Below are 11,961 nucleotides of genomic sequence, written 5' to 3'. Positions count from 1 at the left end.
CCCTCATCGCCAGCCAGCTGTTGTGCGTTCGCCCTTCAGCTCAGTGCATGTATTCGACCATGCGGTCGTGGAAGCACTCGCATTTGTTGAGGGTGTCCTCGTCCTTGTAGCTCGTCTTCAGATAGCCATAGGCCATGCCGCAGGCGACCTTGGCCTCCGAGGCCCAGACGAAGGCGGGACGCGACGAGTTGATCCATTCCGGGCTGTTGGCGACGGCGATCGATTCGTCCATCAGCTTCACCACCTGGCCCTTGAGCTCGACCATGTTGTCGGTCAGCACCAGGTTGGAGGTGCCGACGGTGCGGCAATAGTCGGCCACCGGCCCCTCGATGATGTCGGCGGCAAAGCCCGTCGATCCGGCCAGCAGAAATGCCGTGGCCGAAGCCAGCAATCTCGCGGAATGTCTCATGTAAGCCCCTCTCCAGATTGTCAATTCACGGTTCGCTGATGCATAGCACGGCAGCGTGGCTGTGTATAAGTGCTAAATCGTGGCCGTGTGCTGCGCATGCGTGTTGTCGTCGTAAAGGATCGTGATGGTCCCGGCGGCGGGAATGTTCGTCAGTTGCGCGACGTCCACGAAATTGGCCGCGTTACCCGAACCGCTGGTGTCCACACTCAGCGCGCCGGTCGCATTGTTATAATGCACGTAGTTGCTGATATTGCCGGCCGGCGCTGCGTCGAACAGCGCGGTCAGATCGATCTTGTCGCCGTCACCGCCCACGCCACTATAGTCGGTGATCAGATCCTTGATGTCGAGGTGGTCGAGCTTGAAGGTGTCGGCCCCTGTGCCGCCGGTCAACGTGTCCTGACCCAAACCACCAATGAGAGTGTCGTTGCCGCCACCGCCGTTGAGCGTGTCGGCGCCGGCACCGCCCGCGAGGTAGTTGTCGCTGGAATTGCCGAACAGATGGTCGTTCCCCGAACCGCCAATTATGCCTTCGATGCCGGTAAGCGTATCGCCAGCCGCGTCGCCACCGCCGATCGTTCCCGCGAGCGGGCTGGTGGGGTCCGCTGGAGCACCCGACGCATGGCCGTCATCGGCCAAATGGATTGAGATGGCCGCAACGCTGCCGGTATAATCGACGATATCGGTGCCGGCTCCGCCCGCGATCGTGTCGGCATGTGTGCTGCCGGCGAGCACGTCATTGCCCGCCGTCCCGGTGAGCGTGTAGTTGCCCGATCCGTCCGCCGCCACAACATGAACGCCGAGAGACTGCGTGCCGGTCGTGTCGCCATCCTTGTCAGTCGCTGAGACAGTAAAGGCCAGGTTCTGATCCTGGGGTAGGACGTTGTGCGTTAGAGAAACGTTCGAGAACTGAGCGCCTTGCCCAGAAACGTTGACTGCGCTGACCTGCAACTGGTTGAAGCTGATCGACGGATCGATCACGAACGTGCCCGTTGAAGTGATAGAGATGTCGCCGGATACAGACGTGTTGGTGAGAGTGTTCGTCGCAACCCAGTGATAGGTTCCACCCGCACCGTTCAGCGAGTTGACAACCAAACTCACGGAGTCATTCAACTCAGCATTGGTGTTGGGCGGATTATCGACACCGATTCCAGTCCCGGCGGTATGGAACTCCATCGTGAAGGATTCATTTCCGCCAACGAAGGTGTTTGCGACGCCAAATCCGTTGTTGTTGGAGTTGATGCCGTCGGGGCTTGAAAATTCGATATGGCCGTCAGTGGTTTCCCGCCAGTTCGGTCCCCCCGCGGGAAGGTTCTGTAGCGAATAGGTAATTGTTGTGCCGGCATCGGGCTTGATAAGATCGAACTCGTAAGTTCCGTCCGGCCTTACTGTGAGGTCGAACACTTCCGTCGCGCCCGACATCGCATGGAGAACGGTCGTGCCGTCCGCAGCGGTCGTGCTGTTATAGGTGATGCCGGCGATTGTCGGGCCTGTGATGTTGAAGTGATCAATGCCGTCCGCGCCAGGTACTAGCGAGAAGAAGCCCGCCACCGATCCAACCTCGTTCGGGATGGATCCCGACGTGAACGAGCCGAGCGAGGGACCGTCGTCATGGAAAGTGGCCTTGGAGCCGAGATCAATCGACTGGGAGGCGTGGTCGCCATCGCCATCGGTCACGGTCGCCGTCAGCGTCACCAGGCCCGAGGTCAGGCTGATGCCTTCGGAAGTATCCGTTGGATTGTCCACAGTATTCTGGTGTACGGCACGGAACTCCGTTAGCGTCGTCTGACCGCTTGTGGTGTTCACGGCGAGTGTGAACACCAGATAGGCTGCATCGCCGCTGTGGCCGGTCACGTAACCCGAAACAGTGCCGCCGCTTTGCGTCAGCACCACAGCCTGGCCGGTCGCCGAGTCGATCAGGTTCGAAGTCACACCCTGCGAGGAGACGCTCACACCGTAGTTGGTAGTGGCGCCGTCGGCACCCTGCACAACGGTGAACATCCCAGCAAAAGCGGCCGTGACTGAGGTCAGCAACGCGTTCGGCGCCGAGCCGTTCGGCAAATAGCTTTCATCAACTTCGAGCGACGGGGCTGTAGCCCCGCTCAGCCCGATCGTCGGGCCGTCGTCGTTGATGGTCAGCAGGCTGCCGAGATTGAGCGCCTGCGAGGCCTTGTCGCCGTCGCCGTCGGTCACCGTCGCCGTCAGCGTGATCAGGCTCGACAGGCTGGTGGCGTCGTTCGGCGTGTTGGCCAGATTGTCCTCATGCACCGCCCGGTCGAGGTCGAACGACACCTTGCCGCTGGCGTCCACGCTCACCGTGAACACCAGCGGGCCGCCGGCGCCGGCATGGCCTTCGACCACGCCGCTGGCGTTGACCGAAAGAACCACCGCCTGGCCGCTCGCCGTGTCGACCAGGCCGGAGGGCCCGGCCGCCACGCTCAGCGCGTAGCCGGTCGTGCCGCCATCGGCGCCCGTCGTCACCGTGAAGGCGTCGCCGAAGGAGGCTTCCGCATGCGTCGAGCCGGCAGGCGCCTGGCCCGAGCCGGCGACGCCGTTCGTCGCCGCCGTCAGGAAGCTCTCGTCGACCGTCAGCGCATGCGTCGTCCCGCTCAGCCCGATCGTCGGGCCGTCGTCGTTGATGGTCAGCAGACTGCCGAGATTGAGCGCCTGCGAGGCCTTGTCGCCGTCGCCGTCGGTCACCGTCGCCGTCAGCGTGATCAGGTTCGACAGGCTGGTGGCGTCGTTCGGCGTGTTGGCCAGATTGTCCTCATGCACCGCCCGGTCGAGGTCGAACGACACCTTGCCGCTGGCGTCCACGCTCACCGTGAACACCAGCGGGCCGCCGGCGCCGGCATGGCCTTCGACCACGCCGCTGGCGTTGACCGAAAGAACCACCGCCTGGCCGCTCGCCGTGTCGACCAGGCCGGAGGGCCCGGCCGCCACGCTCAGCGCGTAGCCGGTCGTGCCGCCATCGGCGCCCGTCGTCACCGTGAAGGCGTCGCCGAAGGAGGCTTCCGCATGCGTCGAGCCGGCAGGCGCCTGGCCCGAGCCGGCGACGCCGTTCGTCGCCGCCGTCAGAAAGCTCTCGTCGACCGTCAGCGCATGCGTCGTCCCGCTCAGCCCGATCGTCGGGCCGTCGTCGTTGATGGTCAGCAGGCTGCCGAGATTGAGCGCCTGCGAGGCCTTGTCGCCGTCGCCGTCGGTCACCGTCGCCGTCAGCGTGATCAGGCTCGACAGGCTGGTGGCGTCGTTCGGCGTGTTGGCCAGATTGTCCTCATGCACCGCCCGGTCGAGGTCGAACGACACCTTGCCGCTGGCGTCCACGCTCACCGTGAACACCAGCGGGCCGCCGGCGCCGGCATGGCCTTCGACCACGCCGCTGGCGTTGACCGAAAGAACCACCGCCTGGCCGCTCGCCGTGTCGACCAGGCCGGAGGGCCCGGCCGCCACGCTCAGCGCGTAGCCGGTCGTGCCGCCATCGGCGCCCGTCGTCACCGTGAAGGCGTCGCCGAAGGAGGCTTCCGCATGCGTCGAGCCGGCAGGCGCCTGGCCCGAGCCGGCGACGCCGTTCGTCGCCGCCGTCAGGAAGCTCTCGTCGACCGTCAGCGCATGCGTCGTCCCGCTCAGCCCGATCGTCGGGCCGTCGTCGTTGATGGTCAGCAGGTTGCCGAGATTGAGTGCCTGCGAGGCCTTGTCGCCGTCGCCGTCGGTCACCGTCGCCGTCAGCGTGATCAGGCTCGACAGGCTGGTGGCGTCGTTCGGCGTGTTGGCCAGATTGTCCTCATGCACCGCCCGGTCGAGGTCGAACGACACCTTGCCGCTGGCGTCCACGCTCACCGTGAACACCAGCGGGCCGCCGGCGCCGGCATGGCCTTCGACCACGCCGCTGGCGTTGACCGAAAGAACCACCGCCTGGCCGCTCGCCGTGTCGACCAGGCCGGAGGGCCCGGCCGCCACGCTCAGCGCGTAGCCGGTCGTGCCGCCATCGGCGCCCGTCGTCACCGTGAAGGCGTCGCCGAAGGAGGCTTCCGCATGCGTCGAGCCGGCAGGCGCCTGGCCCGAGCCGGCGACGCCGTTCGTCGCCGCCGTCAGGAAGCTCTCGTCGACCGTCAGCGCATGCGTCGTCCCGCTCAGCCCGATCATCGGGCCGTCGTCGTTGATGGTCAGCAGGCTGCCGAGATTGAGCGCCTGCGAGGCCTTGTCGCCGTCGCCGTCGGTCACCGTCGCCGTCAGCGTGATCAGGCTCGACAGGCTGGTGGCGTCGTTCGGCGTGTTGGCCAGATTGTCCTCATGCACCGCCCGGTCGAGGTCGAACGACACCTTGCCGCTGGCGTCCACGCTCACCGTGAACACCAGCGGGCCGCCGGCGCCGGCATGGCCTTCGACCACGCCGCTGGCGTTGACCGAAAGGATCACCGCCTGGCCGCTCGCCGTGTCGACCAGGCCGGAGGGCCCGGCCGCCACGCTCAGCGCGTAGCCGGTCGTGCCGCCATCGGCGCCCGTCGTCACCGTGAAGGCGTCGCCGAAGGAGGCTTCCGCATGCGTCGAGCCGGCAGGCGCCTGGCCCGAGCCGGCGACGCCGTTCGTCGCCGCCGTCAGAAAGCTCTCGTCGACCGTCAGCGCATGCGTCGTCCCGCTCAGCCCGATCATCGGGCCGTCGTCGTTGATGGTCAGCAGGTTGCCGAGATTGAGCGCCTGCGAGGCCTTGTCGCCGTCGCCGTCGGTCACCGTCGCCGTCAGCGTGATCAGGCTCGACAGGCTGGTGGCGTCGTTCGGCGTGTTGGCCAGATTGTCCTCATGCACCGCCCGGTCGAGGTCGAACGACACCTTGCCGCTGGCGTCCACGCTCACCGTGAACACCAGCGGGCCGCCGGCGCCGGCATGGCCTTCGACCACGCCGCTGGCGTTGACCGAAAGGATCACCGCCTGGCCTGGCCGCTCGCCGTGTCGACCAGGCCGGAGGGCCCGGCCGCCACGCTCAGCGCGTAGCCGGTCGTGCCGCCATCGGCGCCCGTCGTCACCGTGAAAGCGTCGCCGAAGGAGGCTTCCGCATGCGTCGAGCCGGCAGGCGCCTGGCCCGAGCCGGCGACGCCGTTCGTCGCCGCCGTCAGGAAGCTCTCGTCGACCGTCAGCGCATGCGTCGTCCCGCTCAGCCCGATCGTCGGGCCGTCGTCGTTGATGGTCAGCAGGCTGCCGAGATTGAGCGCCTGCGAGGCCTTGTCGCCGTCGCCGTCGGTCACCGTCGCCGTCAGCGTGATCAGGCTCGACAGGCTGGTGGCGTCGTTCGGCGTGTTGGCCAGATTGTCCTCATGCACCGCCCGGTCGAGGTCGAACGACACCTTGCCGCTGGCGTCCACGCTCACCGTGAACACCAGCGGGCCGCCGGCGCCGGCATGGCCTTCGACCACGCCGCTGGCGTTGACCGAAAGAACCACCGCCTGGCCGCTCGCCGTGTCGACCAGGCCGGAGGGCCCGGCCGCCACGCTCAGCGCGTAGCCGGTCGTGCCGCCATCGGCGCCCGTCGTCACCGTGAAGGCGTCGCCGAAGGAGGCTTCCGCATGCGTCGAGCCGGCAGGCGCCTGGCCCGAGCCGGCGACGCCGTTCGTCGCCGCCGTCAGGAAGCTCTCGTCGATCGTCAGCGCATGCGTCGTCCCGCTCAGCCCGATCGAGGGAACATCGTCCGTGATATTGATCTTGATGGTCGAAGTGGATGTATTGCCGAAGCCATCGGTTACCGTGAACGTGAACACGTCCTGCCCGGGCTGCACATTGGGGCCGTCGTTGCCCGCCGGCACATTCGCTTCCGGATTGGTCAACGTATAGGTGTAGGTGCCATCTGCGTTGACATGCAGGATACCGTATGTGCCATTGATATTCGTGCCGACATTGCCGGTCACGTCGCTGCCGATATTACCGGCCTGAACACCGGTCACCGTCGCCCCGTCGGGGTCCGAGAAGGTCAGCTGGCCCGTCGTGGTCTCCGAGCCGTCGCCCGCATGCGAGCCGTCCACCGTCCCGGGGCCCAGATCGCCGACCGGTGGTGTCGTGTCGATGCCCGCCTCGTCGACCGCCGCAATCTCCGCTACCACACGCGGCTGGCTGCCGGTCACATCGATCGTCAGCGTTGCCGGAGAGGTATCGCCGTCGCCGTCGGTGATCGTGTACTTGAAGACGTCAGTGCCAGTCGGCGTGTTCGGGTTGGCCTGATAGCTGTAATCGCCATTGGCGAAGACCGTCAGCACGCCGTGCGCGCCGGTTACCGTCGTCACGCCGTTGCTCGTGACCGAACCCGTCCAGGCGATCGACGCGATCCCGTCCGCTCCCGCCGTGTCCGCCGCGCCGATGCCATGCGTGCTCGTGCCGGCCTCGACATTGCCGGTCACCGTCTCGCCGGACTGTGCTGCGTCCGTGTCGGCCTTCGCCGTCGGCACGTCGTCGATGACGTTGATGACCAGGTTGCCGGAAGCGGGCTGGTTATCCAGGTCGGTTACCACGACCGCGAAGCTGGGTGCCGCTTCGGTATTGGCTCCATCGCCGCCCGTGGCGCTAGGGTACTCCGCCGTCAGCTCGTAGCTGTAATGGATCGTGCCTGCGCCGGTGGCGCTATTGTACTCGTACCACGCGCTCACCGTGCCGCCTGTGGTGGCGTCCGTGAACGTCGTCGGATTGCCCGAATCGCTCGACAGCGCGTGGCCGCCCAGCGATACCGAGTTCACTCCATCCTGCGAGGTGAAGCCGATCGTACCGCTCACCGCGTTCGAGCCATCATGCAATGAGCCGCTCGCCAGTCCCGCCTCGTACACGATCGCGCCATCAGCACCCGCCGCCGGGATATCCCCCAGCTTCGGCGGCTCGTTGCCGATATTGATCGTCAGCGTGGTGCTCGACTGATCACCGTCGCCATCCGTCAGCGTGTAGTGGAAGACATCGCTTACGCCACCCGGCGTGTTCGCCGCGCGGTCATAGGTGTAATGGCCGTCCGAATAGAGCGTCAGCGTGCCGTACTGGCCCGCGATGGTCGTTCCGGTAACCGCCGACGTCACATCCTGCGCCGAGCCCGTGCCATAGGCAGACGTTACGCTGGCGCCGTCCGCGCCCTTCACATCTGCGCTCGTGGACGGGTCGATCTCGCCGGCGCCGGTCATCACGTTGCCTGAGATCTGCGCATGGCTGCCCGCCGAGACGCTGTTGGCATCCGCATTGGCCGTCGGCACGTCGTCGATGATTTGGACTGAGAGTGTGCCCGGAAGGGAGACGTCGCCGTCCGTGTCGGTGACTGTCACCGTCATGTTGTCGAAAATGGAATCGGTGCCCGCGCCGAGGTGGGGCTCGCTATGGAGCAGCGTGTAGCTGTAGCTCACCTGGCCGGTGCTGGCGTCGTAGCCGGTGATGGTCAGCGTGTTGCCGGCCGGCGTGGTGATGTCGATCGGCGTCGATCCGCTGTTGGCAAGGGCTGCGCCCGAGATCACCTGGCCGTTGATGTTCACCGAGCCGATGCCGTCGGGCGAGTTGATGGTGAACGTGCCGGTGTTGATCTCGGATTGGTCGGTGTTGGGGGCAGGATCCTGCGCCTCGCCGGAACCTTCCGATCCTGAGCTTGCCGGCAGGCCCTTCTCGTTAACGGTGGTATCGCCGCCATCGACGGAAGGCGTCAGATCGAGGATCGTCGGCGTGTGGTTCGGTGCCAATCCCGGAAACAGCTCGCGATGATCCGGCTGGCCGAACGCCAGGTCCGTCGGCGGCAAAAGCGCCGTCAGGCCGAAGCCGTCGCCGATCCCGCCTGCGGGATGTTCGAAATTTCCGCCGGCGCTGCCTGGCGAGCCGTTTCCGCCGGCTGAGATCGAACCGTCGGCGCCGAAGGCGACATCGACATGGCTGGATTCAAGCGCGGCGATCAGGGCAACGCGCGGCACCTCGACATCGCCGATGATGAAGGTCGGCACGTTGAGCGCGCCGTCCTTGATGACGATCTCGGATCCGTCGGGCTGCTGGAGCACCAGGTTGTGCCCTTCGACCTTGATGTTGTCGATCGAAACATTGGCCGGTAGCTTCACCACATTGCCGGCGTCGGCGTGATATTCATGTGGAACGTTCGAAGCCGCGGCATTCGCCGCCGGCTTGTTTGCGCCCTGCGCATTGTCCGCACCCTGTGCCGGCGCGCCTTTGCCGACATCGACCGGCACCGGCTCACCCGCGGCCTGGCCGCTGGCGGCCTGGGCGACTTGCACGCCCGCCGGGACCGGATGTTCGCCAACGCTCGTGTGCTCGTCCCAGGAATTTGAAACGGCGTCGAATTCGATACTGGTCGTCATAGCTCAAGCCCCCTTCGGCATTTCCCGGAAAGAGACATGCGAGGCTCGAACTTTGCAACAGACCTTCAACTTGTTTCATATACGCAAATATGTAGAGATTTGCATTTTTTACACTTGGTAAATCGCGATGATATATGCAGTTATGCATTCTCGGAAGCGGCGCCGGGCCAACTTCGGGGCGCGACTCCGGTTTGGTAAATGAAAGTGTAAATTTGAATAAAATTTGATTGAAAACAGAATAGACTGATTCGCGGAAACTTACCTACCTTCATTTCCGGTAATTTGAGACAATATCGGTAGCGTCCACAGTCAAAGGTGGGCGTTATGAAAATACAAAAGGCTATCCCGGGGGCGTCGGGGATCAAGGTTCTGCTGGTGGCCATCGGCCTCGCCGGGATGGCGAACCCGTCATCCGCCAGCACGATCTCCCTGGCAAATCCGACCCCTCAAACGGTGCCTGCGCCGGTCCTTCTCGGCGGCGTCCCGTTGGCCAGGCCGCAGCCCTGGCAGCCAGCCCCCGCCTACCGGATAACCGGCGTCGCCGGCGCCTACGGACCCCTATACGCTTACCCGGCGGCGGGTTCTTCGAGCGGCGATGCCGCCCACAGCATCGGCCCGATCCAGGTTGACCCGATTCAGACCGGGGCGATCATCCCCGGGGTGTTCGGATCGGTGGCCTTGTCCATGCGCAACTTCCCGGTCGCGGCGCGCTGGGCCCCCGTCTACAGGGCCATTCTTGATTGCACGCCGGGCAGCGCCTGCGACCGCAAGAACGCGGCTTTTGGCGCAATCGTCGACATTGCCGGCAGCAAAGGCTTTCGCGACAAGCTGGCCTTCGTCAACAGCAGCATCAACCGCCTGATCGCCTATCGCAAGGACAGCGTCGTCTACGGCAAGCTCGATTATTGGGCGACGCCTGCGGAGATCCTCGAGCATGCCGCCGGCGACTGCGAGGATTTCGCCATATTGAAGATGGCGGCGCTGTTGCGCGCCGGGATTCCGGCGCAGAGCATGTCGCTCGTCGTGCTGCAGGACCGCCGCCGGAAATTCTTCCACGCTGTGCTGTCGGTGAGCACGGGAAGTGGCATCTTCATCCTGGACAGCCTCAGCAATAATGTCGCGATGGACAGCGATCTTCCCGACTATGTTCCGCTCTATTCCTTCAGCACAGATCGCGCCTGGATCCACGGATCGAAGTCGGGCGCGCAGATCGCCGATACCGCCGGCGGCTTCGCGACGGTGGCGCCCGGCGAAGGCTCTTCGCCTGATACGGCGGTGACGCCCGCGAGCTCCGGTTTTGGTGCGAAAGGCGGCTTGCCTTTCTAGCCGTTGAAGACGAACGCCATCAGGAGTTCCGGCTCGGTCACCGGGGCGCGCACGGCGCTGAGTTGACCGCGGTACCGGCGCTCGCCGGCGCCGATGACGAAGCCGGTGGTGACCGGCGTCTCGCCATTGGCGTCAAGCCTGGCGAAGATGTCGGTGACGTTGAGGTCCAGCGCCAGCTTGAGGTCCTGCCGCCCGTCGTCGCCCGGTGCGTTTGGCAACTGACGCCTGACCAATTGCTGGAACGGCGCGTTGAAGGTCAGGATCTTCTTCGACGACGACAGCGCGAAAGCGGGCGAGGGGCAGGCGACCAGGATCGCGTTGATGGTGCGGATCGAGGCGAGCTTGCGCAGCGTCATGCTTTCCTCGGCCAGGCCGCGCATGCACGCGACCCGGATCGCCGAGGTGAGATTGCCCTGGTCGGGATGGTTTTCAGCGATCTCCTCGACCAGCATGCCGATCGTACATTTACGGCTTTCCGCCATCTGCTTCAACGACACCCAGAAGGCGCGCTCCAGCCGGATGCCGCGGCGCACGCCGCCACGCGCCACGACCCGGAACTCCGGACCGAAGTCCTCGGCCTCGAGCGACGGCAGCAGCCGCTCGCGCGGCGTGTCGGGGCGGGTGGCGCTACCGTTCACTCATCGCCTCCTGACGCGCCTTGTTGATGGGCTTCAAAAGGTAGGTGAGGATGGTCTTGCGCCCGGTCTTGATGTCGACCGAGCAGATCATGCCGGGGATGATCGAGTAGGTCTTGCCGTCCCTTGTCAGCGTCGACTTGTCGGTCGCGACCCGCACCTGGTAGTAGGGCTCGCCCGTCTTCTGGTCGACTAGGCTGTCGGCGGTGATGTTCGAGACCTTGCCTTCGATACCGCCGAAGATAGAGAAGTCGTAAGCGGTGACCTTGATCAGCGCATCCTGGTTTGGCTGGATGAAGGCGACGTCGCGCGGCGAAACCCGCGCTTCGACCAGAAGCGTCTCGGAAGTCGGCACGATGCCGGCCACGACCGCGCCCGGCTGGACGAAGGCGCCGAGCGTGTTGACATCGAGCGTGTTGACGATGCCGTCGACAGGCGAGCGGATGTCGGTGCGCGCCACCTTGTCGGTTGCGCCGCGAATGGTCTCGTCGACCACGGAAAGATCGGCGAGCGCCTGCGTCAGGTCGCTCAATGCTTCCTGCTGCAACTGCAAGCCGAGCTCGTCGACCTGAAGCTTGGCCTCGGTGATCGCCGCCTGGCCCTTCTTGATGGTCTCGCCTGCGAGGTTGAGCTGGCCGCGCAGATCGGTCTGCTCGCGCTCGACGCGGATCTGCTCGGTCCTGGCCATCAGGCCTTTCTTGACCATCGACTCGATCAGCGCCGTCTCCTGGTCGCTGACGGCCAGGCTCTTGGACAGGCGGTCCGAATTGGCCGTGGCTTCGTCCAGCTCCTTCTCGCGTTGATCGAGGCGCGATTTGAGAACCGACAGCTTGACCTCGAAATTGTCGCGGCGCGCGACGAGCAGCTTTTGCTCATTGTCGCAGATTTCCGGCGCCACCTTCCGGATTTCAGCGGGGCAGGGAAACGACCCTTCGACATTGCCGCTCTGCTCGAATTGCAGCCGCGCGATGCGCGCCTGCAGCGCCCGCGCCTTGGCCTTCTCCTCGCCAAGGCTCGACGTGTTGCCGGAGTTGTCGAGACGGATGATGAGGTCGTTCTTTTTGACGGTCTGGCCGATCTTGACGGCGATCTCCTGCACGACGCCGGGCTCGCTGGCCTGAATGATCTGCGTCTTCGAGGCGGGTATCACCTTGCCGTCGCCGCGCGCGATCTCATCGATCTCGGCAAAGGATGTCCAGCCGATGAAGGCCACGAACAGCGCCCCTATGATGTAGATGGACGCCGATGCGAAAAATGGCGGGCGATCTTCTCTTGCAAGCAT

General features: G+C 65.1%; 6 protein-coding genes. 1 reads left to right on the top strand and 5 read right to left on the bottom strand.

Annotation, left to right across the window (positions count from 1 at the left end):
- Window positions 1-40: 40 nt before the first annotated feature.
- From FJ974_RS26460 to FJ974_RS30225, 3 genes are all read right to left on the bottom strand, one after another.
- Window positions 41-409, bottom strand: a complete 369-nt coding sequence (locus FJ974_RS26460; protein ID WP_140533076.1) for a hypothetical protein — start codon at window positions 407-409, stop codon at window positions 41-43.
- Window positions 410-481: 72 nt separating this feature from the next.
- Window positions 482-5,329, bottom strand: coding sequence for a DUF5801 repeats-in-toxin domain-containing protein (locus FJ974_RS26450; protein ID WP_264296796.1), 4,848 nt, complete (start codon window positions 5,327-5,329; stop codon window positions 482-484).
- Window positions 5,326-8,718 carry a DUF5801 repeats-in-toxin domain-containing protein gene (locus FJ974_RS30225; RefSeq protein ID WP_264296795.1) on the bottom strand — a complete coding sequence of 1,131 codons (3,393 nt, stop codon included), beginning with the start codon at window positions 8,716-8,718 and terminating at the stop codon, window positions 5,326-5,328. The genes FJ974_RS26450 and FJ974_RS30225 overlap by 4 nt, the downstream gene beginning before the upstream one ends.
- Before the next feature lie 324 nt (window positions 8,719-9,042).
- Here FJ974_RS30225 and FJ974_RS26445 point away from each other — a divergent pair, with 324 nt between their 5' ends.
- Window positions 9,043-10,044 (top strand): transglutaminase-like cysteine peptidase, encoded by a 1,002-nt coding sequence (locus tag FJ974_RS26445; RefSeq protein ID WP_140536777.1) that lies wholly within the window; start codon window positions 9,043-9,045, stop codon window positions 10,042-10,044.
- On the opposite strand, the gene FJ974_RS26440 is transcribed toward FJ974_RS26445, so the two are convergent.
- Together FJ974_RS26440 and FJ974_RS26435 are read right to left on the bottom strand one after the other, a co-directional pair.
- Window positions 10,041-10,682: a ribbon-helix-helix domain-containing protein gene (locus FJ974_RS26440; protein WP_140536779.1), complete on the bottom strand. Its 642-nt coding sequence runs from the start codon at window positions 10,680-10,682 to the stop codon at window positions 10,041-10,043. The two genes, FJ974_RS26445 and FJ974_RS26440, sit on opposite strands and share 4 nt — an antisense overlap.
- A complete protein-coding gene (locus FJ974_RS26435) occupies window positions 10,672-11,961 on the bottom strand; it encodes an HlyD family type I secretion periplasmic adaptor subunit (RefSeq protein ID WP_140536782.1) in 1,290 nt (429 codons plus the stop codon). The genes FJ974_RS26440 and FJ974_RS26435 overlap by 11 nt, the downstream gene beginning before the upstream one ends.

It is taken from the genome of Mesorhizobium sp. B1-1-8, from assembly GCF_006442795.2.
Classification (GTDB): Bacteria; Pseudomonadota; Alphaproteobacteria; order Rhizobiales; family Rhizobiaceae; genus Mesorhizobium.
This window is presented reverse-complemented; position numbering and strand designations above follow the sequence as displayed.

Excerpts from the sequence above, each read along its gene's own strand:
- FJ974_RS26460 (WP_140533076.1), bottom strand. The coding sequence starts at position 409 with ATGAGACATTCCGCGAGATTGCTGGCTTCGGCCACGGCATTTCTGCTG.
- FJ974_RS30225 (WP_264296795.1), bottom strand. The coding sequence starts at position 8,718 with ATGACGACCAGTATCGAATTCGACGCCGTTTCAAATTCCTGGGACGAG.
- FJ974_RS26445 (WP_140536777.1), top strand. The coding sequence starts at position 9,043 with ATGAAAATACAAAAGGCTATCCCGGGGGCGTCGGGGATCAAGGTTCTG.
- FJ974_RS26435 (WP_140536782.1), bottom strand. The coding sequence starts at position 11,961 with ATGCTTGCAAGAGAAGATCGCCCGCCATTTTTCGCATCGGCGTCCATC.